This is a genomic window from Sphingomonas glacialis, assembly GCF_014653575.1.
GTDB lineage: Bacteria > Pseudomonadota > Alphaproteobacteria > Sphingomonadales > Sphingomonadaceae > Sphingomonas > Sphingomonas glacialis.
Window position 1 is genome coordinate 1,268,206 of the sequence record NZ_BNAQ01000001.1, and the last position, 26,713, is coordinate 1,294,918.

27 protein-coding genes are annotated in these 26,713 nt (G+C 66.6%); 6 read left to right on the forward strand and 21 right to left on the reverse strand.

Annotated elements, in window-relative coordinates; genetic code table 11:
- Nucleotides 1-41 precede the first annotated feature (41 nt).
- The 6 genes from IE187_RS06110 to IE187_RS06135 all read right to left on the reverse strand — a co-directional run bounded on the left by IE187_RS06110 (nucleotide 42) and on the right by IE187_RS06135 (nucleotide 6,234).
- A complete protein-coding gene (locus IE187_RS06110) occupies nucleotides 42-296 on the reverse strand; it encodes a hypothetical protein (RefSeq protein ID WP_133189954.1) in 255 nt (84 codons plus the stop codon).
- 178 nt (nucleotides 297-474) lie between these two features.
- Nucleotides 475-1,245, reverse strand: coding sequence for an exodeoxyribonuclease III (gene xth / locus IE187_RS06115; protein ID WP_189675460.1), 771 nt, complete (start codon nucleotides 1,243-1,245; stop codon nucleotides 475-477).
- A 30-nt stretch (nucleotides 1,246-1,275) separates the two neighbouring features.
- On the reverse strand, nucleotides 1,276-1,614 hold the full coding sequence (gene erpA / locus IE187_RS06120; RefSeq protein ID WP_133189958.1) for an iron-sulfur cluster insertion protein ErpA: 339 nt from the start codon (nucleotides 1,612-1,614) through the stop codon (nucleotides 1,276-1,278).
- Nucleotides 1,615-1,661: 47 nt separating this feature from the next.
- Complete coding sequence (locus IE187_RS06125) at nucleotides 1,662-2,855, reverse strand: M23 family metallopeptidase (protein WP_189675461.1); 1,194 nt, start codon at nucleotides 2,853-2,855, stop codon at nucleotides 1,662-1,664.
- Nucleotides 2,856-3,076: 221 nt separating this feature from the next.
- Complete coding sequence (locus IE187_RS06130; RefSeq protein WP_189675462.1) at nucleotides 3,077-3,559, reverse strand: peroxiredoxin; 483 nt, start codon at nucleotides 3,557-3,559, stop codon at nucleotides 3,077-3,079.
- Nucleotides 3,556-6,234 carry a [protein-PII] uridylyltransferase family protein gene (locus tag IE187_RS06135; protein WP_189675463.1) on the reverse strand — a complete coding sequence of 893 codons (2,679 nt, stop codon included), beginning with the start codon at nucleotides 6,232-6,234 and terminating at the stop codon, nucleotides 3,556-3,558. Before IE187_RS06135 ends, IE187_RS06130 begins: the two co-directional genes overlap by 4 nt.
- A gap of 74 nt (nucleotides 6,235-6,308) precedes the next feature.
- Here IE187_RS06135 and IE187_RS06140 point away from each other — a divergent pair, with 74 nt between their 5' ends.
- On the forward strand, nucleotides 6,309-6,500 hold the full coding sequence (locus IE187_RS06140; protein WP_189675464.1) for a hypothetical protein: 192 nt from the start codon (nucleotides 6,309-6,311) through the stop codon (nucleotides 6,498-6,500).
- Nucleotides 6,501-6,516: 16 nt separating this feature from the next.
- On the opposite strand, the gene IE187_RS06145 is transcribed toward IE187_RS06140, so the two are convergent.
- The 3 genes from IE187_RS06145 to IE187_RS06155 all read right to left on the reverse strand — a co-directional run bounded on the left by IE187_RS06145 (nucleotide 6,517) and on the right by IE187_RS06155 (nucleotide 8,256).
- The gene (locus IE187_RS06145) at nucleotides 6,517-7,161 is read right to left on the reverse strand and encodes a sigma-70 family RNA polymerase sigma factor (RefSeq protein WP_133189967.1); all 645 of its coding nucleotides are present in this window, start codon (nucleotides 7,159-7,161) and stop codon (nucleotides 6,517-6,519) included.
- 76 nt (nucleotides 7,162-7,237) lie between these two features.
- Nucleotides 7,238-7,381: a hypothetical protein gene (locus IE187_RS06150; RefSeq protein WP_189675465.1), complete on the reverse strand. Its 144-nt coding sequence runs from the start codon at nucleotides 7,379-7,381 to the stop codon at nucleotides 7,238-7,240.
- Nucleotides 7,382-7,449: 68 nt separating this feature from the next.
- A complete protein-coding gene (locus tag IE187_RS06155) occupies nucleotides 7,450-8,256 on the reverse strand; it encodes a response regulator (protein ID WP_133189969.1) in 807 nt (268 codons plus the stop codon).
- Nucleotides 8,257-8,505: 249 nt separating this feature from the next.
- On the opposite strand from IE187_RS06155, the gene IE187_RS21270 reads away from it, so the two are divergent.
- From IE187_RS21270 to IE187_RS06170, 3 genes are all read left to right on the forward strand, one after another.
- Nucleotides 8,506-8,682, forward strand: coding sequence for a NepR family anti-sigma factor (locus tag IE187_RS21270; RefSeq protein ID WP_229839242.1), 177 nt, complete (start codon nucleotides 8,506-8,508; stop codon nucleotides 8,680-8,682).
- Between the two features lie 7 nt (nucleotides 8,683-8,689).
- The gene (locus tag IE187_RS06165) at nucleotides 8,690-10,285 is read left to right on the forward strand and encodes a sensor histidine kinase (RefSeq protein ID WP_189675466.1); all 1,596 of its coding nucleotides are present in this window, start codon (nucleotides 8,690-8,692) and stop codon (nucleotides 10,283-10,285) included.
- A 305-nt stretch (nucleotides 10,286-10,590) separates the two neighbouring features.
- On the forward strand, nucleotides 10,591-10,725 hold the full coding sequence (locus IE187_RS06170; RefSeq protein WP_189675467.1) for an entericidin A/B family lipoprotein: 135 nt from the start codon (nucleotides 10,591-10,593) through the stop codon (nucleotides 10,723-10,725).
- Between the two features lie 101 nt (nucleotides 10,726-10,826).
- Here IE187_RS06170 and tatC read toward each other — a convergent pair whose 3' ends face one another.
- The 8 genes from tatC to argS form a co-directional block, all read right to left on the reverse strand.
- Nucleotides 10,827-11,606: a twin-arginine translocase subunit TatC gene (gene tatC, locus IE187_RS06175; protein WP_189675468.1), complete on the reverse strand. Its 780-nt coding sequence runs from the start codon at nucleotides 11,604-11,606 to the stop codon at nucleotides 10,827-10,829.
- On the reverse strand, nucleotides 11,603-12,058 hold the full coding sequence (gene tatB / locus IE187_RS06180) for a Sec-independent protein translocase protein TatB (protein WP_189675469.1): 456 nt from the start codon (nucleotides 12,056-12,058) through the stop codon (nucleotides 11,603-11,605). The genes tatC and tatB overlap by 4 nt, the downstream gene beginning before the upstream one ends.
- A gap of 19 nt (nucleotides 12,059-12,077) precedes the next feature.
- Nucleotides 12,078-12,326 carry a twin-arginine translocase TatA/TatE family subunit gene (locus IE187_RS06185; protein WP_133189979.1) on the reverse strand — a complete coding sequence of 83 codons (249 nt, stop codon included), beginning with the start codon at nucleotides 12,324-12,326 and terminating at the stop codon, nucleotides 12,078-12,080.
- A 26-nt stretch (nucleotides 12,327-12,352) separates the two neighbouring features.
- Nucleotides 12,353-12,940, reverse strand: coding sequence for an SMC-Scp complex subunit ScpB (scpB, locus tag IE187_RS06190; RefSeq protein WP_133189981.1), 588 nt, complete (start codon nucleotides 12,938-12,940; stop codon nucleotides 12,353-12,355).
- The gene (locus IE187_RS06195) at nucleotides 12,937-13,680 is read right to left on the reverse strand and encodes a segregation and condensation protein A (protein WP_189675470.1); all 744 of its coding nucleotides are present in this window, start codon (nucleotides 13,678-13,680) and stop codon (nucleotides 12,937-12,939) included. Before IE187_RS06195 ends, scpB begins: the two co-directional genes overlap by 4 nt.
- Nucleotides 13,681-13,758: 78 nt before the next feature.
- The gene (locus IE187_RS06200) at nucleotides 13,759-14,766 is read right to left on the reverse strand and encodes a glycoside hydrolase family 3 N-terminal domain-containing protein (RefSeq protein ID WP_189675471.1); all 1,008 of its coding nucleotides are present in this window, start codon (nucleotides 14,764-14,766) and stop codon (nucleotides 13,759-13,761) included.
- Nucleotides 14,767-14,955: 189 nt separating this feature from the next.
- A complete protein-coding gene (locus tag IE187_RS06205) occupies nucleotides 14,956-15,627 on the reverse strand; it encodes an SPOR domain-containing protein (RefSeq protein ID WP_189675472.1) in 672 nt (223 codons plus the stop codon).
- Nucleotides 15,627-17,351 carry an arginine--tRNA ligase gene (argS, locus tag IE187_RS06210; protein ID WP_133189989.1) on the reverse strand — a complete coding sequence of 575 codons (1,725 nt, stop codon included), beginning with the start codon at nucleotides 17,349-17,351 and terminating at the stop codon, nucleotides 15,627-15,629. Before argS ends, IE187_RS06205 begins: the two co-directional genes overlap by 1 nt.
- Before the next feature lie 220 nt (nucleotides 17,352-17,571).
- Here argS and IE187_RS06215 point away from each other — a divergent pair, with 220 nt between their 5' ends.
- Nucleotides 17,572-19,488 (forward strand): CocE/NonD family hydrolase, encoded by a 1,917-nt coding sequence (locus IE187_RS06215; protein WP_189675473.1) that lies wholly within the window; start codon nucleotides 17,572-17,574, stop codon nucleotides 19,486-19,488.
- A 210-nt stretch (nucleotides 19,489-19,698) separates the two neighbouring features.
- On the opposite strand, the gene IE187_RS06220 is transcribed toward IE187_RS06215, so the two are convergent.
- Entirely contained in the window at nucleotides 19,699-20,850 is a 1,152-nt protein-coding gene (locus tag IE187_RS06220; protein WP_229839243.1) for a DUF1501 domain-containing protein, read from the reverse strand.
- Between the two features lie 3 nt (nucleotides 20,851-20,853).
- Complete coding sequence (locus tag IE187_RS06225) at nucleotides 20,854-22,404, reverse strand: DUF1800 domain-containing protein (RefSeq protein WP_189675474.1); 1,551 nt, start codon at nucleotides 22,402-22,404, stop codon at nucleotides 20,854-20,856.
- 211 nt (nucleotides 22,405-22,615) lie between these two features.
- Here IE187_RS06225 and IE187_RS06230 point away from each other — a divergent pair, with 211 nt between their 5' ends.
- A complete protein-coding gene (locus tag IE187_RS06230; RefSeq protein WP_189675475.1) occupies nucleotides 22,616-22,909 on the forward strand; it encodes a hypothetical protein in 294 nt (97 codons plus the stop codon).
- Nucleotides 22,910-22,987: 78 nt separating this feature from the next.
- Here the strand turns inward: IE187_RS06230 and IE187_RS06235 are convergent, their stop codons facing one another.
- Both IE187_RS06235 and IE187_RS06240 read right to left on the reverse strand, forming a co-directional pair.
- Nucleotides 22,988-24,160 (reverse strand): deoxyguanosinetriphosphate triphosphohydrolase, encoded by a 1,173-nt coding sequence (locus tag IE187_RS06235; RefSeq protein WP_189675476.1) that lies wholly within the window; start codon nucleotides 24,158-24,160, stop codon nucleotides 22,988-22,990.
- A 28-nt stretch (nucleotides 24,161-24,188) separates the two neighbouring features.
- Complete coding sequence (locus tag IE187_RS06240; protein ID WP_189675477.1) at nucleotides 24,189-26,600, reverse strand: SPOR domain-containing protein; 2,412 nt, start codon at nucleotides 26,598-26,600, stop codon at nucleotides 24,189-24,191.
- Nucleotides 26,601-26,713: the final 113 nt, after the last annotated feature.

The window sequence follows — 26,713 nt, forward strand, 5'->3', positions numbered from 1 at the left end:
TGGTCGATGGTGCCGCGCGGGTCGCGGCACCATCCGATCGGTCAGTCGGCCTTGGCGAGCGGATCGACACCTTCGTCGGCAAGCCAGTCGGCGCGCGTCTTGCAGGTCCGGCGTGGAATTCGCGAACCGGTAACCTGGTTGACGACGCAATAGCGCGTCACGCGTTGCGCGGTCGGTGCGCGCGTGCCAGCCTCGATCGACTGCGAGGATGGCGTCGCCGCCGGGCGGGCCTCGCCGGCGAAGGGGGCGGTTGCGATGCTCAGGGCGCTGGTGGCGAGAAGCAAAAAGATGGTCATGGTCTGTCCTCCGCAAAGTTCGCGAGTTCCGCTGAACGGCTCGCGACTGAAGCAGTGCATTAGTCATGCCAAACACTTAATAGCCTGATTTACCTAGCTATTCTTCGATTCTTTCATTCAGATGAATGGCCTCGCAGACCAACCTCCGGCGGATAATACCGATTGTCGGTGGCAAACCTCAGCGCAGCGTCACCCAAGTCGGCGCGTGGTCGCTTGCCTTCTCGCGCGCGCGATACGCCTTGTCGACGCCGGCATCGAGCAGCCGATCGGCTGCCATCGGGCTGAGCAGCAGGTGATCGATGCGGAAGCCGGCGTCGCGCTGCCATGCGCCTGCCTGATAGTCCCAGAAGGTCCACACCCCGCCACCCGGGTGACGCGTGCGCAGCGCATCGGTCCAGCCTTGCGCGACCAGCGTGCGGAAGCCGGCGCGGCTCTCGGGCTGCATCAGCGCATCGTCTTGCATCGCGCGGACCGAATAGGTGTCATCGTCATTGGGAATGACGTTGTAATCGCCCGCGAGCACGACGGGCAGCTCCTCGGCGAGCAAAACGCGCGCCCGCGCGGCGAGGCGATCAATCCAGCGCAGCTTGTAGTCGAATTTGGGCCCCGGCTGCGGGTTGCCGTTGGGGAGGTAGATCGAGGCGACCACCAGCCCGTCGATCTCGGCCTCGAGATAGCGGCTGTGCTCGTCCTCGGGCTCGCCCCCGAGGCCGCGCTGGCGCTCGACCGGATCCTGCCCTTTCGCGAGGATCGCGACGCCGTTCCAGCTCTTCTGGCCGTGCCACAACACGCCGTAGCCCGCCGCGCGGATGTCGGCCTCGGGGAAGGTCTCGTCGCTGGTCTTGAGTTCCTGCAGGCACACGACGTCGGGCTGCTGCTCGGCGAGATATTCCAGCAGGCGCGGCAGGCGCGCCTTGATGCCGTTGATGTTGAATGTAACGATCTTCACGTGGCGCTGCCCCTTGGTTGGGGCCGGACGTTACACCGAGAAGCTGGAACCGCAACCGCAACCCGACGCCGCCTGCGGGTTGGTCACCTTGAACGCGGCGCCGCCGAGTTCCTCGACATAATCGACGGCCGCGCCGCGGACGAGATCGAGGCTGATCGAATCGACGACCAGACGCACGCCGTCCTGCTCGGCGACGGCATCATCGGCATCGACCGAATCGGCAAAGCCGAACTTGTACTGGAAGCCCGAGCATCCCCCGCCATCGACCGACAGGCGGAGGATCGGCGGCTTGCCCTGCTTGCCCGCGATCATCGCGACGCGAGCGGCGGCAGAGGGCGTGAGCGCGATTTCGGGAGCGAGTGTGGCCATGCTGCCAAGATAAGCCTTTGCAGCGCCAACGGCAACCAGCGCGGAAATCAGTCCGCCGCGGCAGGCCCGCCGACCGAGACCGGGATCGTCGAGATCGACTTGTCCTGCGCCGCGACGAGATAGTCGGCGGTCTGCAGGAACGGCACGGGGTTCACCGCGCGACCGTCGATCCGCACTTCATAATGAAGGTGCGGCCCGGTCGAACGCCCGGTCGAACCCATCAGCGCGATCAGCTGGCCGCGATGCACGCGCGTGCCCGGCTCGACCAGAATCTTCGAGAGATGGCCGTAGCGCGTCTGGATCCCCTTGCCATGATCGAGCTCGACCATGTTGCCATAGCCACCGGCGCGTTCGGCGCGATCGACCATGCCGTCGGCGGTGGCGTAGATCGGCGTGCCGACCGGGCCAGGGATATCGACGCCGGCATGCATCGCGGCGGTGCCGCGGAAGGGATCCGAGCGGATCCCGTAATTGCTGGTGTAATTGAGATGCGCGACGGGCTGCGCCGAGGGGATCGCGATCACGCCCTGCTGGAGCGTATCGAGCTTTTTCCACGTCATGAACAGCGAGCGGAACTGCGTGTCGGCGCGCAGATCGGCTTCGGTCGCGGCGCTGTCGGCGGCTTCGTACGGGCCACCCATTGCGGGCTGCTTGGCGACGATCCGCGCCGGGTTCAGCCCGAGGCTGCGGACATGCGCGACAGCCTTTGCAAAGCGCTGGTCGACGACACGGCGTGCCTGGACGGCGACGGCGACTTGTTGCAGTTCGATCTTCTTGAGTGGCGCGACGACATCGGCGGCGAGCGCATCGGCCTTGGGGTCAACGCTAGGGGTCGGCTTGGTCAGTGCAGCGACATCGCCCTTGCCCGACACGACCGCGACGAGCAGCGCCTGGCGCTGGTCGATCCGCGCGGCGTGCGCCTGTGCGGCGGCTTTGATCGTCGCGACGTCGGCCTGCATCTTGCTGACGCGAATGCGCAGCTGTGCGACCTTGGCTTCGGGCGAGAGTGGCGCATCGACGATACCGCTCATCGCTGCGGCGCCGACCGCGGCCTGCGCCACGCCGTAGGCCGAGAAGCACAGCGTCACGCCAGCGACACCCGCCATCATCGCCTGCGCGCGACCGCCCAGGCTGAAACGCTTGAGATCACGTCCGTCATGGAAGATGAAATCGCGGGTCTTGAAATACGCCTTCAGACGCGACGCAAGTCGAACACCAGACTCGATCGAAATTCGGTTCATTGGACCCCGGCGATCAAATTGCGTTTGCCGGATAATGCCAGCGCCCGCCCCACTTTCGATCCGGCTACAACCCCCTGCACCCGGACACGCAGTGTGTGACCGATAGCGCGCGTATCACGCAAGGGCTGGATAGGTCCGGCGCGGCCAAGCGGCTGATCGCCACGGCGAGTCGTTTAGCGCATCGTAAAAATACTGATGGAATCGACAGATGCGGGGAACCGTCACGCGATTGCGCGAACCGCCTCGAGCACTTCGGCGACATGGCCGGGCACGCGCACCTTGCGCCAGGCGCGCACGAGCACGCCCTTCGCATCGAACAGGAACGTCGCGCGCTCGATCCCCATATAGGTCTTGCCGTACATCTGCTTCTCGACCCACACACCGAACGCCTCGAGCACGACCGCGTCCTCGTCGCTCGCCAGCGGTACGGCGAGATCGTATTTGGCGATGAACTTCTGGTGCTTCGCGGGCGTGTCCCGCGATACACCGAGCACGTCTGCGCCGAGCGCGTCGAAATCCGCCTGATGCGCGCTGAAATCCTGTGCTTCGCGAGTACACCCGCTCGTATCGTCCTTGGGGTAGAAATAGAGCACGAAGATCCGGCCGACCCGGTCGCGCAAGGCGGTTTGCGCGCCGTCGGGCAGGACGAGGTCGAGATCCGGCAGCGAATCGCCCACATCGACGGTCGTCTGGGTGGTCGTCATGGTGTTGGTTCCTCAACATGCTTGAGCCAGGCGGACACCTCCTGCCGCGTCGTCTCGAGCGAGGCAACCACCGCGGGCCAATCCGTCATGCCGAGCGCCTGCGCGACGAGCGCTTGCGTCGCGGGGCCCGGCGCACGCGCATCGGGCGCGACCAGCCGCAGCGTGACGAGCAGCCGCGTCAGCAGATCGTGCGCCGGGAGCATCGCCGCGGGCGCAAGACCCGCCGCGTCCAGCGCAGCGATCGCGCGGCGCAAATTGGGATCGAGCCCCTGTCCGCTCTGCAGCTGCACCATGTGCACCGCGAATTCGAGATCGACGAGCCCGCCGGGAAGCAGTTTGGCATCGAGCGGCCCGAGCGGCGGCTTGTGCGCGGCCATGTCGGCGCGCATCTTCGTTCCTTCGGCGACGACATCGCGCCGCGGTCGATCACCGCGCAGCACCGCGCCGACGATCGCCGAAACCGCCGCCTCGGCGTGCGCACTTCCGAACACGCACCGCGCGCGCGCGAGCGCCATATGCTCCCACGTCCACGCGCTTTCGCGCTGATAGCGCGCGAATCCGTCGAGCGAGACGCTGAGCGGCCCTTGCGTCCCCGACGGGCGCAACCGCGTATCGACCTCGTAGAGCGGTCCCGATGCGGTCGGCACCGACAGCGCGGCGCTGATCCGTTGCGCCAGCCGATTGTAATACAGCACCGCGCCGAGTGGCTTGGCGCCGTCGGATTCGGCGAGATAATCTCCGGTGAAGAGATAGATCAGGTCGAGGTCCGACGCGTGCGTCAGCGCCCCGCCGCCCATCCGGCCGAGCGCGAGAATGACCAGCTCGCTGCACGGCACATGGCCATGCGCGAGCGCAAACTCGGCGATCGTCGCGGTGGCGAGCACGCGGATCGCGGCCTCGGCGACGCGCGCATAGCCGGCCGAGACGATCAGCGGATCCGACACGCCCGCGATGATCTGCGTGCCGAGCGCGAAGCGCTTTTCGCCGACGACTCGGCGAACATGATCGAGCTGCGCCTGATAATCCGCGCCGCCGCGCATCTCGCCCGCGAGCATCGCGACATCCTCGACCGGATCGAGCGCAGTCGCGTCGATCAGCCCGTCGATCAGCTCGGGCCGCCGCGCGAGATCCTCGGCAAGCGTCTCGGCATGGCTGAGGATCAGGCCGAGGAGCCGCGCGAGCGCTGGCCGTGCCTCGAGCAGCCGGAAGAAATTGACCGCGCTCGACAGTCGCGCGAGCATCCGGTCGAGCCGCACGATCGCGCCTTGCGGATCGGGCGCGCCACCGAGCGCCGCGATCAGACCGGGCAACACCGCCTCGAGCGCCGCGCGCGCCGCCGGGCTGCGCAGCGCGGGGTAGCCGCCGCCACGCCATTGCTCGATTCGCTGCGCCGCAAGCTTGGTCTCGACAAAGCCCGCTTCGGCCAATTGCGTATCGAGCCGATCCCCCTCGAACGACAGCGCATCGCCCTCTTCGGGGTCGAGCGCGTCATAGCTGCGCGCCGTCGCGGTCACCGCCGGGCGAAGCAGATCGAGCAACGCGCCGGCATCGGCAACACCGTGCAGCTTCGCGACGCCATCGAGCGCCTCTCCGGTCGGGAGTTGATGCGTCTGGCGGTCCTCGATCATTTGGACGCGGTGTTCGATCGTGCGAAGCAACGTATACGAGTCGCTCAGCGCCACCGCCTCGTCCGGATCGACCCAGCCCGCCGCAGCGAGCGCCGCCAACGCACCGCGCGTATCGGCGACGCGCAGCGCGGGATCGCGGCCGCCGTGGATCAGCTGGTGGATCTGCGCGAAAAATTCGACCTCGCGGATGCCACCGCGCCCGCGCTTGAGATCGTAGCCCGGGCCGAACGCCTGCCCCTGCGCATAATGATCACGAATCCGCCGCGAGATACCGCGAATCTCGCCGATGGCGCCGAAATCGAGCGCGCGGCGCCACACAAACGGCTGCACCGCGGCCAGGAAGCGCTCGCCCAGCGCAATGTCTCCCGCCGCCGCACGCGCACGGATGAAGGCGGCGCGCTCCCATGGCAGGGCCAGCGATTCGTAATAGGAAATCGCCGCATCGATCGACAAGGCGATCGGCGTGATCTCGGGCGACGGGCGCAACCGCAGGTCGACGCGCAGGACATAGCCGTCGCCATCCCGCGCCTGCAGGATCTCGACGACGCGCTTGGCGATGCGGACCGCGGCTTCCTCGGGCGCCTCGCGCGCGCGATGCGGCAGCGTCGCGGGATCGAATAACAGGATCGGATCGATGTCGGAGGAATAATTGAGTTCGTGGCTGCCCTGCTTGCCGAGCGCGATTCCGGTAAAGCCGATCGGGGCGGCGCCAGGCGTGCGTTCCTCGATCGCGGTCAGGATCGCGGTATGCAGCGCGCGATCGGCAAAGTCCGACAAAGCGCGCGTGACCGCCGACAAATCCTCGCGCCCCGACAGGTCGCCGATCGCGACTCGCAGTGCCAGCCGCCGGCGCTCCAGCCGCAGCCGGCGTGCCGGCGGCATCGTCAGGTCTGCGATCTCGATCGTGCGCAGCGCGGGTAGGACGCCGCCCGCAAGGCTCTGCGCCAGTTCAGGCTCGCGTTCGAGCAAGACAGCGAGGAAGGGCGACCAGCGCCTGGCGCGATCGACGGCTGCAACAACATCTTGATCGGAGACAGCGTTTTTCATGGTCGAGACCATGCCTTGAGCCAGGACAGGCCAAATAGCACGCAACTAACGGTGTGGTCGGCCGTTGTTGACATATGTCAAAGTCCTATGCCTCGACTGGACAAAACCTGCCCACCACGGCGTATCTCGTCGCGGCGCCGGCTCGCTCGGACATCATCTCGTCCGCGCTCCGCAGTGCATATCCGCAAGCGCACGCAGCGACCGACCCGTTCAGCGACATCCTTGCGGCCCTCGATACGATCGACCTGCAAAAAGTGCGGCGCTGAGCGCGCGACACGACGGCTAGCGTCGCTCGCGGCTCAATTCATCGACTTCGCCCATAATCGTGTCGAGCGCGGACATGCCGGGCTCATTGCTGTGGGTGCGCCGCGATGCGAGCGAATTGTCGTTCATCACGGCTTCCAGGGCGACGCGACCACGCGCGACCCGGCTCTTGATGGTGCCGACCGCGACGCCGCAGATCTCCGCCGCCTCTTCATAGGCAAAACCGCCCGCGCCGACGAGGATCAGGGCCTCGCGCTGGGGCTGCGGAAGATGCAGCAAGGCGCGCTGCATGTCCCCGAGCTCGACATGCTTGTCCTGGCTCGCCGGCGCCGCGAGAATCCGATCGGCGACCAGATCGTCCCATTCGCCTTTGAAGCGCGACCGGCGCATCTGGCTCAGATACAGGTTGCGAAGGATAATGAAGGTCCAGGCGCGCATGTTCGTACCAGCCTGGAAGCGCAGCCGCGCCGCCCAGGCCTTCATCAGCGTTTCCTGGACGAGATCGTCTGCGAGATCGCGATTGCCTGAAAGCGACCGACCAAAGGCGCGCAGGTGCGGAATGACCTGTGCCAGCTGGGCCTTGAACTCCGGGTCAGAGAGCGAAACATGCTCCACCACGGGCTCGGGCGCATCATCTTCGTCATGGTCGATCGCGTCGGTCATGTAATCCAGTCTCGGCTTTGCAGAGCTCAAATGGGGGCATCGGACATCAATGTCCAACACGACCGGCTAAGCGACTTTATCGTTGGGAGAAAAACAGCAGGACCGCGAAGATCACAATGATCAGGGCCAGCGATATGCCCAGCACGTACCGCGTGACATGGGGCGTCGAACCGGCGCGGGCATCTTGCTTGCTCAGTTCGATCGGATCGTCATGGTCCATGCGCGCCCCCTGTCGTTGTGGTTCCGTATCGTATGGAACCCAACACACAGGGGCGCGAATGGGTTCCCTCAGATGACGGGAACGGTTGCCTGGTCGAAGAACAGCGCCTGGGCGATTGCCGCCTTGACCGTCGAACGCTGGAACGGCTTGGTGATGAGGAAGGTCGGCTCGGGCCGTTCGCCGGTCAGCAAACGCTCGGGGAACGCGGTGATGAAGATCACGGGAACCTCGAACTCGGCGAGGATGTCCTTGACCGCGTCGATGCCCGAACTGTCATCGGCCAACTGTATATCGGCGAGGACCAGGCCAGGACGATCTTCCATCGCCAGTGCAACGGCTTCGTCGCGCGTAACCGCAACGCCTGTCACGTCATGGCCGAGATCGCGCACGATCGTCTCGATATCCATCGCGATGATCGGCTCGTCCTCGATAATCAGCACGCGCGCGCGCGTCTGCTTCTCGATTTCGGCAAGGGCTTCGGTGACGAGCAATTCGACTTCGCTCGTATCGACATCGATCAGATAGGCCGCGTCCTCGGGCGTGAAGCCTTCCATCGCGGTCAGCAGCAAGGCCTGACGCGACAACGGGGTCATCCGCGCGAGCCGCGCCCGTGCGATCGATTCCTGACCGTCGAGATCGCCCGCGCTCATGTTCTCCGGAGTCTCGTCGTAATTCGTCGAGGTCCAAATCGCCTGGAACATACGATACAGGCCGAGGCGCGGATCGACTTCGCGTGGGAACTCGTCGGGAGCGGCAACGATCGCTTCGAGCGTAGCGCGCACATACCGGTCGCCGTGCGTCTGGCTCCCGGTCAGCGCACGACCATAGCGACGCAGGAACGGAAGATGGGGGGCAAGCTGCTGTCCTAACGACATGACTGTCGGGGTCTCCCTGAGGTAATGATCGGGGGACCTTGTGGAAGCGGCCCCCTGGCAATGCAACGCGTTTTCGTACCCCAAAAAACCGGAATTAAAATCACGTCGAGTGCGGAACCATCGAACGCTTATTTGGTTTCATGCTGGAACATCGGTCGTTGCGATTGTCCGACAGTCGATCTACGAGCCGTTTGTTACGGTACCATATTCACACGACCGGGTCTTCCGGTGTGACCCAGGGGGACTGCATTGCGTTCGGGCGACGAATCTTCGAAGAAGCCGGTTGCGGCGCGCGCGTCCAATCCTGGTGCGAAGGTTCAAAGCAAGGACCGCGATATGGGTGCGGCCTTGCGGACGGTGTATCAACGCACTGTCGAAGAGACGATTCCGCCCGAGATGCTGGACTTGCTGGGCAAACTAGACTGAGCGTTGCATGACTGACATCGCTGGCGACACCGCCCCCCCTCTTCAGTCCGGGCGGATCGGTGGCGCGCTCGACCAGATTCCGACCGGGGCCAAGGTCTTTCTGATCCTCGGCATCTGTCTTTTGCCACTGGCGATTATCGCCTTCTTCGCGACAATCCGAACCGCACAGCTCGCCGACGAAGCCACGCGTGCGCAGATGCAGGTCACCGCCACCGAAAGCGCGCGTAAGTTCGCGATCGAGCTGGTCGGTGACATGACCGCGCTGCGGGTTTCGCTCAACGCCCTCGAAAGCGATCCCGGCGACGCGCCGAGCTGCGCACGCGCGCAAGGCGTTTTTGCGCCGCAAGCTTCGATGGGTACCCGATTCGTCATCTCCGACTCCACTGGACGCGTGATCTGCGGCGAGCCGCTTCGCGCGGGGGCAGCGCCCAGCGCGACCAAGCCGGGCACTGCGATTGCCGCGCATCTCATCCCCGGCCAGGGCCTAACGCTTTCGACCACAAGCACCAGCGGCCGGACCAACGCCGCCGCGTTTTTCCCGACGCGCGTGCTCGCGGCCACCGCGATGCCGAGCAACGCGCCGCTCCCCTATGAGGCGCATCTGGTGCTCGATCGCGACGCGCTCCTGCTCCACGCCTTGCCGCCGCGGACCGCGCTCGAACGCCGCGCGACGATCAATACCGTCATCGGCGTGGGATCCGTCGTCCTGACCACCGAAGTGCAGGGTGCGCCGATCACCTCGCCGGTGCTGGTCGCGCTGTTGCTGCCGATCATCATGTGGGCCGCCGCCGCCGGTATCAGCTGGTTCGTCGTCGACCGCCTGCTGATCCGCTCGCTGCGTCAATTGCGCACGCGTGTCGCGAACTTCGTGCCGGGCGAGGAAATCGATCCGGGCACGATGCAAGCCCTGCCCGCGCAGGAAATCCGCGAACTCGGCGAGACCTTCCGCGCGATCAGCCGGACGGTCGCCGAGCACGAAGCCGGCCTCGCCGAAGGACTGGTCCGCCAGACCAAGCTGACGCGCGAGGTGCACCACCGCGTCAAGAACAATCTTCAAGTCATCTCGAGCCTGATCAATTTCCACGCCCGCGCCGCCCGCAGCGTCGAGGCGACGCAGGCCTATGCTTCGATCCAGCGCCGCGTCGACGCGCTGGCGGTGGTGCATCGCAACCATTTTGCCGAGCTCGAGGAAAATCGCGGGCTATCGCTGCGCTCGGTGCTCGGCGAATTGGCGGCGAACATCCGTGCGACCGCGCCCGAGGACGCACCGATCGCGATCCAGCTCGACATTGCCCCCTACCTCGCCAACCAGGACGTCGCGATCGCGATCGCCTTCCTGCTGACCGAAATCATCGAACTCGCGATGACGGTGAATCCGACAGCCAACATGCGCATCTCGATCGCCGCCGCCGATGTGGCCGATCGCGCCGTCCTGCGGATCAACTCGCCGGCGCTGGTCGACAACGACCGGATGCGCGCGTTGGTGGCGGAGCGCTATGGCCGCGTCATCGAGGGGTTGTCGCGCCAATTGCGCTCGAAACTCCATTACGATCCGATGGTCGGAGCATACGAGATCGCGGTCGCGGTGACCGGGCGCGATTGATCCGCCCGGCGGGACCGAAAAAATCGCCGACGCGCGTCTTTTCTCGGAACCGATCATCGCGATGGCCGTTTGGATATTCGGATAGCGAATTTATGCCCCCCCCGCTCTCGCTATCCAAGACATGGGCCCGGACGCGCTACCCCTCCCCCCCCGGGTCGCGTTTCCGGGCCCAATTATTTCCTGCACCTTGTCGCCCGAAACGTACGGGCGCCGCGATAGCGTTGCGGAACGATTCCCCACATCGATCATTGGACGCATGAGGCCGCCAGCTTATGACTGCCCCGGCATTTTTCAGGAGTATTATCATGCGTAAGGCTACCTCGTTCGCGATCCTCGCCGCCGCCCTGCTCGTCGGCGCGTGCAACACCGTCGAAGGCGTTGGCAAGGACGTGAAGTCGGCTGGCGACACCGTCGCAAAGACCGCCGACGGCGCAAAGTAAGCCGCGCTTCAGCAATACGGAAAAGGGCTGCTCCCGGGTTCGGGAGCAGCCCTTTTTCGTGTCAGTCGTATTGAGGAGCCGCTACGCGTGCGGCGCGAAGATCAGCTCTCGACGAGCTCGGTCGACGCGGCCTTCACACGCTTTCGCTCGGTAAACCAGATCGCCACGAGCGCGAGCTCGTACAGCGCGACCAGCGGGATCGCGAGCATGATCATCGAGCCCGCGTCGGGGGGCGCCAGCACCAGCGCGAGCGCGAAGCAGCCGACGATCGCATAGCGACGCCCGCTCACCAGCTGCTTGCGTGTCACGAGCCCCGCGCGCTCGACCAGCATCAGCAGGATCGGCATCAGGAAAGCGAGCCCGAACGCGAACAGGAACTGCATCACGAAATCGAGATACGACGCGACCGAGGTCATCGCCTCCTGCTGCACCCCGCCAAGATTGCCCTGAAAACTGTAGAAAAAGCGCAGAGCCGACGGGATGGCGACGAAATACGCCATCGTCGCCCCGACGATGAACAGCACCGGCGTCGCGAACAGGAAGGGCAGCAGGGCGCGCTTCTCCGTCATGTACAGGCCAGGCGACACGAACGCCCACAGCTGCATCGCGATGACCGGAAATGCGATCATCAGCGCGGCGAACAACGCCACTTTCAGCTGGACGAAAAAGCCGTCGAACACGCCGACCGTAATCAGCTTGGTCTGCCCGGCGAGCAGGAGCGGATGGACCAGGACGGTGAAGATCTCGCGCGAGAAGACATAGGTGCCGATGAACACGAGCAGGATCGCGACGAGGCAGAAGAACAGCCGCTTGCGCAGTTCGACAAGGTGATCGAGCAGCGGCGCGCGGCTGGCTTCGAGATCGTCGACGGGTGCGTTCACGGATGCGCCCTAGGGTTATGCTCGGCGGTTTCGGGCTCGGCCGCGTGCGGCGCGGCGTCATGCGCGCCGGGGCCAGCAGGTTCGGCGATCACCGGCGGCGCGGTCAGCGCCGGGGTCTCTACCATCATCGGCGGGGCATCGCCCTCGGTCCCGTCATAGCCGACATCGGCCGCGTGATCGGGATGCCCGGAAAGCGCGGCGCGCTGCGACGGCTCGGGCGGATGCTCGCGCATGATGCGCTCATTCTCCGCCGCCCACTTCTTTTCCATTTCCTGCAGCTCGGCCTCGCGCACCATCGTGTCGAAGCCCGAGCGGAACTGGTTCGCGACGCCGCGCACCTTGCCGACCCAATGGCCGGCAAAACGCATCGCCTTGGGCAGATCCTTGGGCGGGATCACCAGCAAGGCCACGACCCCCAGCAGGATCACTTCGGACGATGCGACATCGAACATGGCAGCGCGGTGCCGCTGATCAGATTTCGGTGTCGCGGATGCGATTGCCGTCGCGGTCGAACACGGGGTCCGCCGACGCCTTGGCTTCGATCCGGCCCGGAACACCATTGGGTTCGCGCTTGGGTTCGTCATCCTCGGCCATGCCCTTCTTGAACGACTTGATGCCCTTGGCGACGTCACCCATCATGTTCGAGAAACGGCCGCCACCAAGGACCAGGATCGCGATCCCGCCGAAGATCAGCCAGTGTACAATACTCAAACCACCCATGATCGGTCTCCTAAGGTCATCCCTATCTAGTCCTCCTCGTCGGAAACTTCCACCTCCGCGTCGGAGTCGATCCGCTCGAAGGCGAGATCGACCGGGTCGAGCAGCCCCGCCGCGCGCAGATCGTCGATCCCCGGCAGATCGCGCCGGCTCGCCAATCCGAAATGCGCGAGGAATTCCGGGGTCGTCGCATAGAGCAGCGGCCGTCCCGGCACCTCGCGCCGCCCGGCAGGCCTGATCCAGCCCGCTTCCATCAATACGTCCAAGGTGCCCTTAGAGATGCCGACGCCGCGAATTGCCTCGATTTCGGCGCGCGTTGTCGGCTCGTGGTACGCGATGATCGCGAGCGTCTCGATCCCGGCGCGGGTGAGTTTGCGCGGTTCCTCGTGCGTGCGGCGCAGCAAGTGCGCCATGTCGGGCGCGGTCTGGAAGTGCCAGCGCTCGCCGCGCTTGACGAGTTCGATCCCGCGCCCGGCATAATCGGCCTGCAGCGTGGCGAGCGCGGCGCGCACCTCGACGCCCTGCAGATGCGTGCGGATCGCGTCCGCGGTCATCGGTTCGGTCGCGGCGAACAGGACGGCCTCGACCGCGCGGACGACCGGATCGGGTGCACTCACGCCCGCGGCTCGACGGGTGTGCGCAGGTATAACGGCGCGAAGGGCGATTGCTGGCGGAGTTCGGCCCGGCCCTGCTTGGCGAGTTCGAGCGCGGCGACGAAGCTCGAGGCGAGCGCCGATTTGCGGAACACGCCCGTCGCCGCCGGCGGGAGGAAGGTCTCGATTGTCCGCCATTCCATCGTGATCCCGAGCAGCCTCCCGACGCGTTCGAGCGCGGCCTCGAGCGTCATCACCTCGCGCTGCGCGACGAAGTGCATGACGGGGCGCGTCCGTGCGGTGATGACGCCGTATGCGGCGATCAGATCGTAGATCTCGGCCTGCCACAGCGCCTTGCGCTGCGTGCGCAGTCCCTCCGGCGCGCCGCGCGGGAAAACGTCGCGCCCGATCCGGTCGCGCGCGACCAGCCGCGCGCCCGCCTCACGCATCGCGCTGAGCCGTTCGAGGCGGAGTTGCAGGCGCAGCGCGAGCTCTTCCGGGTTGGGCTCCACCTCGGGATCGCGGGGCAAAAGCAGCCCCGATTTGAGATAGGCGAGCCACGCCGCCATCACGAGATAATCCGCCGCCAGCTCGAGCTTGATCGCGCGCGCCTCCTCGACGAAGCGGAGATATTGATCGACCAAGGCGAGGATCGAGATCGCTTTCAGATCGACCTTCTGATTGCGCGCGAGCGCGAGCAGGACGTCGAGCGGGCCTTCCCAGCCGTCGAGATCGAGCGTCAGCGTTGCGGGGTCTTCGGTCATTGCGCGAACGGTAGCAAAGACGCTCGCCGAGCGGCAGCCCCTTCTAAATCCTCACTTGGTACCGCGGCGAGGGGGAAGTCAGGTGAGCGCGAGCAACGCGTCGCGTTTGGCAATGAGCGCGGCGAAATCGCCGTCGCCACGCACCCCCGCCACGCTCGCCATCGCGCGATCGAGCCGCGCGCGAGAGATCGCAGAAATCTCCCCGAGCCGCGCGGCGATATCCTCCATCTCGTCCATCCGCCCCCAGCAATCGAGCACCAGGTCGCATCCCGCAGCGATCGACCCCGCCGCCTTGTCGCCGGCCGTGCCCGACAGCGCCTTCATGTCGATATCGTCGGTCATCAACAGCCCGTCGAAGCCGATCCGCTGGCGGATGATCTGCTCGATCACGACGGGCGACAGCGTTGCAGGGCGCGCCGGGTCCCAGGCGTCGAAGACGATATGCGAGGTCATCCCCATCGGCGCATCGCTGAGCCGCGCGAACGGCTGGAGATCGATTTCGAGCTCGGCATCCGTCGCGGTGACGGTCGGCAGATGATAATGCGTATCGAGCTTGGCGCGGCCATGCCCCGGCATGTGCTTGACGACACCGACCACGCCGCCGCGCTGCAGCCCGTCGAGGGTCGCCTTGCCGAGGGCTGCGACGCGCATCGGGTCCGAGCCGAAAGCGCGCGTAGCGATCGCCTCGGTCGTATCGGGCTGCGCCACGTCGAGCAGCGGCAGGCAATCGACATTGATGCCAACCTCGGCGAGCATCAGCGCGATCGCCTCGGCATTCGCGCGCGCCGCCTCGATCGCCGAGATCGGCGCGATATCGTAGAGCCGGTCGAACGCGGGGCCTGCCGGGAAAGCAGGCCATTCGGGCGGCCGCATCCGCGCGACGCTGCCGCCTTCCTGATCGATCAGGATCGGCACGTCGTCGCGCCCCGACAGCGCGCGCAGACTGTCGGTCAGCGCGCGGACTTGCGCGCGGGTCGCGATGTTGCGCTTGAACAGGATGTAACCGGCGGGATCGGCAGCAGTGAAAAAGCTGCGCTCGGCAGGCGACAGTTCGAGGCCGGATAGGCCGAAGATGACGGGCTTCATGCCACGGGCTTAGCAACAAGCGCGGGGCTTCGCACCATTCCGAATGCGACCCGCGCCATTCCTTCCGATACGTCACCCCGGGCTCGTCCCGGGGTCCACCGGGACGCGCGTGCTACGCTCCCAACCCTTGCGGCCCGGTGGACCCCGGCACAAGGCCGGGGTGACGGGTACCGCGCGGAGCCGTCGCGATCAGCCCCGCGGCACGAAGCAGGCCTGCCCCGCCGCCGCCAGCTTCGCGCACAGGCTCGTGGCCTGGCCCGCGCTGCCGGCATTGACGCGCAGGCGATAGACGGTCTTGCCGCCAACCTGCGCCGCCTGGACCGACTTGCCCATCGGCGCGAGATCGACGTGCTTTTTGGAGATCGCGCGCCAATTCGTATCGGCTTCGGCCTCGCTGCCGAACGACCCGAGCTGCACCAGCGCGCCGCCCGACGCCTTTTCGGCCGACGGGATCTTGGCAACGGCCTTGCTCGCGCCAGCCTCGGCCTTGGCAACCGGAGCCTTCTTGCCCGCGATCGGCTTTTCGGGAAGCGCCTTCATGTCGATCGCGGCGTTGCCGGTGGCGGCGCCGTTGCTCGTCGCGATCGCACTATCGCCTTCGCCGTCGACCTTGATGCCACCGGGATCGTCGGGCTTGACCTTATAATCGCCCTCTTGCGCCGCGATCATCGCGCCGTTGCCGTCGACGCCCTGGTGCTGCTTGTAATATTGATAGCCGAAGATCACCGCCGCGACGACGAGCAGCGCCGCCACGATCAGGCCGATGATCTTCACGACCGACGGGCCATCGTCATAATCGTCCTCGACCGTTTCGAGCCAGGGAAGGCGATCCTCGTCGCGCATATCGTATTCGCCTGCCATCAGTTCATCTCCTGGACCGCCTGGACGCCCATGATGCCCAACCCGTTACGGATAATCTGCCCGATTGCATCGGCCAAGAAAAGCCGCGCGCATGTCATCGCCGGATTATCGGGCAGGAGGAAGCGCCGGTCGGGCCGGTCGTTGCCGACGTTCCACAAAGCGTGGAGCGAAGCGGCCAAGTCGTACAGATAAAAGGCAATCCGGTGCGGTTCGCGCGCCGCGGCAGCGGTGTCGACGATCCGCGGGAACTGCGCGGCGAACTTCACCAGCGCGAGGTCCTCCGTGTCAAGTTGGGACAAGTCGACCGTATCACAGACGATTCCCGCCTCCGCCGCACGCCGATGGAGCGACGCGACGCGCGCATGCGCGTAGTTCACATAGAAGACCGGATTGTCCTTCGACGCCTCGACCACCTTGGCAAAGTCGAAATCCATCTGCGCATCCGCCTTGCGTGTCAGCATGGTGAAGCGGACGACGTCCTTGCCGACCTCGTTGACGACATCGGCGAGCGTGACGAAATTGCCCGCGCGCTTCGACATCTTGATCGGCTCGCCAGCGCGCATCAGGCGGACCATCTGCACCAGCTTGACGTCGAAGCGCGTCTTGCCGCCGGTCAGCGCCTGCACTGCGGCGACGATCCGCTTGACGGTGCCGGCATGGTCGGCGCCCCAGATGTCGATCAGCGCGTCGGCGGATTGTGCCTTCTGGAAATGGTACGCGAGATCGGCGCCGAAATAGGTCCACTGCCCGTTCGATTTCCGGATCGGGCGATCCTGGTCGTCGCCGAACTGGGTCGAGCGGAACAGCGGCAGCACGACGGGCTCCCAATCCTCGAGCTCCTGGCCCTTGGGGGCTTCGAGCACGCCGTCATAGATCAGATCGCGCGAGCGCAATTCGGCCTCGGCCTCCTCGGGCTTGCCCGCTGCCTGCAGCTCGGCTTCGGACGAGAACAGGTCGTGATGGATGCCGAGCAACGCCAAATCGGCCTTGATCAGCACGAGCATCGCCGCGACCGCCTTGGTGCGGAACAGCACGAGCCACTCGTCTTCAGGCTTGCCGACATAGGCGTCGCCGAATTCGGCGGCGAGCGCCTGGCCGACCGGCACGAGGTAATCGCCCGGATACAGCCCCTCGGGGATCTCGACGGTCTCGCCGAGCGCCTCGCGGTAGCGCAGGTGCACCGAGCGGGCGAGCACGTCGACCTGGCCGCCGGCGTCGTTGACGTAATATTCGCGGATCACCTTGTGGCCCGCGAATTCGAGCAGCGCAGCGAGCGCATCGCCGACGACCGCGCCACGGCAATGCCCCATGTGCATCGGTCCGGTCGGATTGGCCGAGACATATTCGATGTTGACCGTGGTGCCGGCACCGCGGTTCGAGCGGCCGTAATCGTCGCCACCATCGCGGATCGCCGACAGTTCGGCGCGCCAGGTATCGTCGGTCAGGCTCATGTTGATGAAGCCCGGCCCGGCAATCGACACCTTCTCGACCTCGTCGAGGCCGGCCAGCTGCGCGACGATCTTCTCGGCGAGCGCACGCGGGTTAGTCTGCGCGGGCTTGGCGAGCACCATCGCGGCATTGGTGGCAAGATCGCCATGCGTCGTGTCGCGCGGCGGCTCGACCGTGATGTTCGCGCGGTTGAGCCCGGCGGGCAAGTCGCCGCTGGCTTCAAGGGCATCGAGCACCGCATCGATATGCGCGGCGAAACGGGTGTAGAGGGTCATGGGGCACGTCCGGTGGTGTCTGCGAGCGCGGCGCATAGCGGATACGGGGGGCGGCTTCAAACACTCCTACCCGCCACGGGGAGCGTGACCCTTTTGCCCCTTCGGCAAAAGGGTGGAGGAGCCGCAAGGTCCCCTCCCCATTCCGGGGAGGATTTGGGTGGTTGATCGCAGCATCACACTGCGCCTACCAACGGCATATCTCCCTTCCGAAAGGTCGCCCATGAAACGCCACGCCCTTCTGCTCGCCGCCACCGCCGCGGTGATCGCGCTCGCGCCGGTCCACGCCCAGCAGAAGGCGCCGGCCGCAGCCGCGGTCGGCGGCGACATCCCCGCCAAGTTCAGCCCGCCCGAGGCGCAGAACGATTACGTCAAGCGCGAGGTGATGATCCCGATGCGCGACGGGACCAAGCTCTACACCGTGATCGTCTACGCCAAGGGCCTGACCAACGCGCCGATCGTCCTCACGCGCACGCCGTACAACGCCAAGGGCCGCGCGCACCGCACCGACAGCGCGAGCGAACTCTCCACGCTGCCGCTCGCCGACGAGATGTTCGTCAAGGGCGGCTATATCCGAGTCTATCAGGACATTCGCGGCAAATACGGCTCGGAAGGCGACTATGTCGTCACGCGTCCGGTCATCGGCCCGCTCAACCAGACCAAGGTCGATCACACGACCGATGCGTACGACACGATCGACTGGCTGGTGAACAAGGCGAACCTGCCGGAGTCGAACGGCCGCGTCGGGATGATCGGATCGTCGTACGAGGGCTTCACCGTGGTGATGGCGCTGCTCCATCCGCACCCCGCGCTGAAGGTCGCAGCACCGCAAAGCCCGATGATCGACGGCTGGATGGGCGACGACTGGTTCCATTACGGCGCGTTCCGCTTGCCCAATATCGGCTGGCTCGGGTCGCAGACTGGCTACAAGGGCGAGGGCAAGGCGCCCCCGTCGGGTGGCTATGACGATTACGATAATTTCCGCACGATCTCGGCGGGCGATTGGGCGAAGAAGTCGGGTTACGACCAGCTGCCGTACTGGAAGCGGATGGTCGAGCATCCCGCCTATGATGGCTTCTGGTCGGGCCAGGCGCTCGACACCTTGCTCGCGGCGAGCCCGTCGAACGTTCCCACGCTGTGGGAACAGGGCCTGTGGGATCATGAGGACATGTGGGGCGGGATCCACAGCTATGAGGCACTCGTCAAGGCCGGGCATCAGTCGAACAATTATCTCGTGATGGGCCCGTGGCGCCACAGCCAAGTCAATCGCGAGGGCCGCACGCTCGGTCCGCTGACGTGGAACGGCGACACCGCGCAGCAATATCGCGAAGACATGGTGCTGCCGTTCTTCAACCAATATCTGAAGGACGGTCCGGCAGTCACGCTGCCCGCCGCCGCAATCTACAACACTGGTGCGAACCATTGGGACAGTTTCCCCAAATGGCCGCTGTCGTGCGACACCGGCTGCGACACGCCGCTGACCCCGCTCTATCTGCAGGCCGACAAGGGACTCGGCTTCGAGCGCGCGGCGAGCGGTGGCGACAGCTATGTGTCCGACCCCGCCAACCCGGTCCCCTACCTCCCGCGCCCGATCAATTTCGACGATGGCCGCTGGGGCGACTGGCTCGTCTCGGACCAGCGCTCGGTCGACGGTCGCACCGACGTGATGAGCTATTCGACGCCTGCGCTGACCAAGACCGTCAAGGTTTCGGGCGTGCCGTGGGCCGACATCTTCGCCAAGACGACCGGCAGCGACGGCGACATCGTTGTCAAGCTGCTCGACGTCTATCCCGACGAAGTGGCGAGCAACCCCAAGATGGGCGGCTATCAGCTCGCGATCAGCCTCGACATCTTCCGCGGGCGGTATCGCGAGAGCTTCGCTAAGCCCAGCGCGATCCCGGCGAACAAGACGCAGCAGTATCGGTTCCGTCTGCCGGCGGTGAACCATGAGTTCCTGCCGGGGCACAAGATCATGGTGCAGGTGCAGTCGTCGCTGTTCCCGGTCTATGACCGCAACCCGCAGACTTTCGTGCCGAACATCTTCCTCGCGAAGCCTGCCGACTACAAGAAGGCGACGGTGACGATCGAGCATGGCGCGGCGGGCGCGAGCGCGGTGTTGCTGCCGGTGGTGACGAAGTAAGGAACGCATTTGCGCTGCCCCCTCCCCCGTTCGGGCTGAGCCTGTCGAAGCCCTGACCTCCCCACGCGACCGCGTCGCGCGGGGCACGGGCCCTTCGACAAGCTCAGGGCGAACAGCGATAGGGAGCACCGGCGCTCCGGGGCGCGGAAGACGCCCGTCATGCCGGGCTTGAGCCGGCATCCATGGATCAAGTCCGGGGTGACGGCTGCGTCACACCAGCCCGTCGACCGCCTTCGTCCCCTTGCTCAGCGGGAACAGCGCCGCCATCGCGCGCGCCGGCTCGACGCCGAAATGCCCCGCCACCGCGCCCGCGATGAACGCGTCGAGCTGCAGCGTCGGCTTCAGATCGCGCCCCTCGAACAAAGCCGCCGCTTGCAACCCCGGCCAGTCCGCCAGCACCCGCCCGCCGCGCACCGCGCCGCCGAGCAGCATCGCCGAGCTGCCCGTGCCATGATCGGTCCCGCCGGTGCCATTGACCGCGACCGTCCGCCCGAACTCGGTCGCGACGAGCACCATCGTGTCGCTCCACAACGGCCCAAGCCCCGCCTGCAGCGCGCCGATCATCCCGTCGAGCCCCTTCAACTGCGCGCCGAGCCGCTGGCGCTGCTGCGTATGCGTGTCCCACCCGCCGGTCTCGATCATCGCGATCCGCGCGCCATTGGCGGGCGCGAGCAGCCGCGCGGCAAGCGCCCCCGTCGCCACCGCATTGGCGCCGCCGCCCGCCGCGAGGTCGCTGGTGAGCTCGCGCGTGCTCATCGCCTCGCTCCACAGCCCGTGGAGCTGCGCGTCGCCCTGATAGAGCATCGCCACGCGCTGCATCAGATCGTCCGACGCCTGCGGCAGGTTGGAGGGGGCATAGGACGACACGTCATGCTTGCCGCGCAGCGCGAGCGGCACCGTCGCCGACACCGCGATCGCCTTCGCTTCGGTCGGCGGCAGCACGCCGAGCAGCCGGTTGAGCCAGCCATCCTTGACTTGATACGCGCTCACTCCGCCGCTCTCGAGCACGTTCTGCCCGTCGAAATGCGAGCGGTCACGGTACGGCGAGGCGACGGCATGCGCGAACAGCGCCTGCTTGCGGCCATAGAGCCCCTGCAGCGCCGTCATCGTCGGATGCAACGCGAACATCCCGTCGAGCTTGGGCGCGCTCGCGAAATCGGCGGCGAGATCGCCACGCGCGCCGACGAACGCCGGATCGCCGACCGGCGCGACGATGCCCATCCCGTCGGCTGCGCCGCGCTGGATGATGAAGATGAAGCGCTTGTCGGTCTCGGCCTTGGCGAACGCCATGCGCGGAGCAAGCGCGAGCGCGAGCGCCCCCGCACCGAGGAACGCGCGACGATCAAGAATAGGGGAATACATGGCCTATCTCCGCATGAATTCAGGAGCGACGAGCAGCAGCGCGAGCGCTTGCGCCGGACTCTCGCAATTGGCGAGCGCCGTGCTCGTCGCCGGGGTTACCGCACCGGGCAGGATCTTGGGGCCAAGCGCGCGCGCGTCGACCGCTGCCGCGCGCGAGGCGAAGCGTTCGGCGGCCTCGACCCGCCGCAACACCGCATCGGGCCCGGCCCAGCTCCCGGCGATATCGTCATAGCCGATCGGCTGCCCCGGCTTCCACGTCGGCTGGCCGAGCTGGTTGAGCAGGCCGACCATCGCCTGTGGATCGGCGGTCTTCACGTTCAGCGCGCGCATCGAGGAGATCGTCCACTCCCACGGCGTCTTGAACTTGAGCGGTTGCTCGACCCACGCCTCGGGCGAAGCGATCAGCGCGCGATAAACGCTCGGCAGATCGCCGCCCGATTTGACGAATGCCGCCTGCAGCCGCGCGACCATCGCCGGCGGCGGGGTGTCGCCCGCGAAATGCCGCGCGAGCTTGGTCGCGATGTGGCTCGCGGTGGCGGGCGAAACCGCCACGTCGGCGAGCACCGCGCTCGCCTGCTCGACTCCGCCTGCGGGATAGGTCTTGCCCATCACCATGCGGTCGCCTGGTTCGTGCAACGGTGCGGCAAAGACGAAATCGCCCGGCAAGCCATCGGTCCCGGCGGCGCGAGCGCCCGGCCCCTGCCCGATACCGGCGACGGTCCAACCCGTCATCGCGCGCGCGAATTCGGTGACGTCGGCCTGGCTATAGCCCGTCCGCACGCCGAGCGTATGCAGCTCGAGGATCTCGCGCGCGAGATTCTCGTTGAGGCCGACCTTGCGCCCACCATTCCCGGCCGCGCGTGCGGCGATCCGTTGACCGAGCGGCGAATTCGGACCGACCGACACCGCCTGATCGAGATAGAGCAGCATCGCGGGATGCTGTTCCACCGCCATCAGCATGTCGTGGAAACTGCCGAGTACATGCGGCCGGATCGCCTCGAATTCGAGCGTTCCCGCCAGCCCGACCACCTGGAGCTTATCGGCCGAAACCGCAAAATGGTTCGCCCAGAAATGCACCAGTCGCTCGACGAACGGCGTGTCGGTGATCAGTGCCTGCGTCACCCGCGCGCCGACCGCGCCGGCATAATCCCCGCGCCCGGTGCGCGCGGCGAACTGACGCGCCTGCTTCATCGCATCGTCGGGCATCGGCTTTGCGGCCGGCGGCGACGGCGCCATCCCCGGCGGCTGGACCGACTGCGCCCCCATCTGCAATCCCGCGGGTGCCGATCCCGGCATCGGCGCGACTGCGGCAGGAGGACCAGGCGGCACGCCCGGTTTGCCACCCTGCTGCGCGCGCAGCGCGCGCTGCTGGCGGAAATAGTCGGCGAGATCGGCCGATACCGCCGCGCTCGTCGGCGCCGAGGCGATCGCATCGGGACGGGGATCATAATGCGCGAACTGCCCGTTCAGCCATGCAACCGGGTCGGCCGGAATCGGCTGATCGCCGCGTGCGCCCAAACCGAACCGATTGAGTGCGATACTTGCCTTCGTCATCACCGCGTCCTTCTTTACGCCGTGCGGAGGTATCACCGCAATCTGTCGCAGAATTATGCCCGCTACGGTCAGACGCTTTCGTTTCGTGCAACTGGTCGCGCATTCTTTGCGCTTGGGCTCATGCTGCACCGCAATATGTTAGTCCCATCATCACAATCATCTTCTGTGGAGAGGATGCGCGATCGGCTTTCGAAATTCGGAAGGAACGATCATGATCAAGACCATTTTCGCCGCTACGGCCCTGCTTGCTGCCACGGTTTCGCCTGCGCTTGCCACGGATTCCGCCAGCCACACCTTCACGCGCGACGGCGAGACTTACACCTACAAGACGATCGACAAGGGCGACCACGTCCTGATCAGCGGCCGCCGCCAGTCGGGCAGCGCGTTCGAGCTCAACGTCCGCGGCGACCAGGTGACTGGCGTTTCGGGCGGGACCCCAGTCTCGTTCGTCGTCCCCAACGCGCAGGCCAAGCTGACCTCGTCGACCGAGCTGGCATTCCGCTAAGCCGTTCGGGCCGGGCGTGTTGCTCCGACTGCCAATGGCAAGCGGAGCGACACGCTCAAGGCGTATCGAGTGCCGGGTTCAGAAACCTTCGGGCAAATCGATTGGACCGACCACCTCGCGGTAACGCGACACTGCGTAATGATCGGTCATCCCGGCGATGAAATCGGCGATGTGGCGGCTGCGCCACGGCTCTTCAGCCGGGATCCGCGCCGCCCAATCCGCCGGCATCAGCCGCGCATCTGCGCGATAGGCGGCAAACAACCCTATTATGATCCCTTCCGCCGCGCGCGCCGCCTCGAGCTGGCGCGGGTGGTGGTAGAGGTTCGCGTACATGAAGCGCTTGAGGATCCGCTCGTCCTCGCGCATTTCATCCGAGAAGCCGACCAGGCAGCGCCCCGCCGCGCGCACGTCGGCGCTATCATTAATCCCGACCAGCCGCGATCGAGTCTCGGCGATCAGATCGTTGACCATCGCACCGATCTGCGAGCGGATCAGCTCGCCGACGAGCCGCGCCGGTGCGACATCGGAAAAGCGCGCGCGCACGGAATCCCAGCCGCGTGCGATTAGCGGCACTTCGAGCAATTGGTCGAGCGTCAGCAAGCCAGCGCGCAGGCCATCATCGATATCGTGATTGTCATAGGCGATGTCGTCGGCAATCGCCGCGACTTGCGCCTCGAGGCTGGACCAATTGCCCAGATCGAGCGGAAACGCCGCGTCGCAATCCGCCAGCGCCCAGCGGGGGCGCTTGACCGGCCCGTTATGCTTGGCGAGCCCCTCGAGCGTTTCCCATGTCAGGTTGAGCCCGTTCCAGCGCGGATACGGGCTGTCGATCGTCATCAGCGCGCGCAGCGTGTTGCCGTTATGGTCGAACCCGCCCTGCTCGGCCAGCGCCGCCTGAAGCGCATCCTCGCCGGCGTGGCCGAACGGCGGATGGCCGATGTCGTGCGCGAGCGACAGTGCCTCGGTCAGATCCTCGTTGAGGCCGAGCGTGCGCGCAATCGTGCGCGCGATCTGCGCGACTTCGAGGCTGTGCGTCAGCCGGACGCGGAAATGGTCGCCGTCGGGCGCCATGAACACCTGCGTCTTGTGGCGCAGCCGCCGAAAGCTGATCGAATGGATGATCCGGTCGCGGTCACGCTGGAAGGCATCGCGCGGGCCGCGCGCGCCACCGGGGGCGCTCCCCTTTTGTTCTTCATGGAGGCGACCGCGGCTGCGCTCCGGGTGAGAGGCCCAGGGCGCAAGCAGCGTCATACCGGTCGGTAGTCCATCAATCGAAGGGTCATTTGGCGCCGAGCTTGGAGATCTTCTGGCCGGCGTCGCTGACGAAAACGAAGCCCGATACGCCGTCCTTGGCGATCTTGTTGACGAACGCCTGCGCTTCGTCGTCGGTCTTGAACGGGCCGGTCAGGATCCGGTTGGTCGCGCGCAGCGGCGTCGTCCAGCCGCTGCGGCCGGCGAGCTGCTTGTTGCCGCTGCGCAGCTTCGACCATTGCTTGGGCAGATCGTTCTCGTTCGCGCCGCCCGCGACCTGAACCCAGATCCGCGACGGCTCGAGCAGCTTGGGATCGTTCTTACGCTTTTCCTCAGCCGCCTTCTTGGCGTCCGCCAGTTTCTTGTCGGCGACGGCTTTCTTCGCGTCGGCGATCTTCTTGTCGGCAGCGGCCTTCTTGGTGTCGGCGAGCTTCTTGTCGGCAGCCGCCTTCTTCGCTTCGGCGAGCGCCAGCTGATCGGCGGCTTTCTTGTCGGCGAGCTTCTTCTCGGCTGCCAGCTTCTTCTGCGCCGCTACTTCATCGGCTCGGGTCGTATCCACGGGCGGGACCACAGCGCGCGCACGCTCGATCGGTGCGGGGGTCGGGCTCGGCGCGGTTTCGACCGGCGACTCGTTGGCGGGCACCTTGATGTCGGAGATGATCGCCGCGAGGATCGAATCCTCGCTGCGGACGGGTGTCGGCGCCGCTGGCGTAGGCGCGACCGGGGTTGGCGCGACGTCAACCGGTGCAGGCGTCGCTGCAACGATCGTCGCGCTTTCCGCCGCCGCTGCGAGCGTACCGCCGGGCGGCGCCGTGGCGATCTGAGTCGGAGCAGTCGCCTGCGACGGAACAGCCGCGCCCGCCGTGCTGATGCTCGGTGCTGCGACGAGCCCGCCCGGCGTCGCGCCGAGGCGCGTCGTCGACGCCGCTGTGCCACGATCGCCGACAGGCAGCGGGATGTTCGACGCGGCGAGCACAACCGGCGCGGCCGTTGCCGAGGCAACCGCTGTCGGCGCGGGCGCTCTCACCACCGGAGCGCTGACTTGCGGCACCGCGACGGGCAGCGGCGCAGCGACGGTCGCTGCCGGCGCCGCGATCGTGGCCTGGGTCGGGGCAGCCGCCGTCTGGATTGGACGCGACGGCACGGTCACGCTCGGCGTCGTGGGAAGGGTGCGAAGCTGCGCCATCGCTGCGGTGTTGGCGGCTTGCGCGGCCGTCACCGGCGCGCGTTGGACGTAGCGCGGCGCGGGCAGCGCTTGCGCGTAGGGCACGGCCGGCAGCGGCTGCACATAGGGTGTGGCGGGCGCGCGCTGCGGTTGCGCGTAGGGCGATTGCACCGCCGGCGTACCCGGCAGGCGCTGGACAAAGGTCGCCGTCGGCGCGCCCGTCATCGGCGCGTTGGCGGCAAGCGCGGTGCGCGGCGCGATCGCTCCGTACGACGGTGGTGCGGGAAGCGGCGGCGGTGGTGGTGGCGCCACGCTCGCGACGACCTCGACGCGTCCACGATTGCGGCGCGCTTCCTTGGCGCGGCGGCGCTCCTCGCGCGCGTCGACCACGACGGGTGCCTTGACCACCGCCGCGACCTGGACCGGCGCGGTCGGATCGGGACCGAGCGCCGCAAGCGGGGGCACAAGCCGCGCGTCGTTGACGCGGTCGAGGCTCGGCCGCACTTCGCCGAAATGCACCGCAAACGCGCGGTCGGCGGGGCGCAAACTCGACAGGATCTCGAAGAACGGCTGCAACCCTTGCGCCATCCCGCTCGGCATCATGCTCGTCGCGATCTTCTCGGCGCCGGCCTTGTCGCCCGCCATCGCCAGGATGAAGGCGCGCGCGCGCCACGCGCCACGATCGCTCTTGCGCAACAGCTGGTCGATCTGCGTGAGCGCGAGCTCGCGCTTGCCCGAAATGCCGAGCGACAGCGCATAGCGTCGCTGCGTCTCGTCATTCGCGCCAGCGCGCAGGGCCACGCGGTAGTCGCGCTGCGCGCGCTCCTGCTCGCCGATCAGGTCATAGGCCAGACCGCGGTCGGCGGCGAAACTGCGCGGATCGGCGCCCAACCGCTCGGCCTCGGCGAAATGGCGCAGCGCGTCGCCGGGCCGCTCGGCTGAGACGAGCAAGCTGCCCTCGCCCGCCTTGACGCGCGCATTACGGGGATCGATCCGCTCGGCGCGCGCGAAGAAGGCGGCAGCTGCGGTATCATCGTCGAGCCTCAGCGCGAGTTCGCCCGCCCGGATCAGCGCCTGCAAATCCTGCGGATTTGCCGCGAGCAGCCGGATCTGACTCGCGAGCAGATCGGCATCCGAGAGCGGCTGCACGCTATAAGGCGACGGCACGCTGGCATAAGGCGAGCTGCCATAGGGCGAGGGATAGCTCGACTGCGCATTCGCCGCAGACGCAAGCGTCAGCGCAGATACGGAGGCAATAAGACGAACGGCGCGCATGGTCAGTCCTAGAGCGGTTTATCGCGCAGGCGGCAAGCGACCGCCCGGCCGCGCTGCGACCAATCGACACCCAGTGACGGCGAGCGCCCGATCAGGAGCGCTCGCCGTGGTCC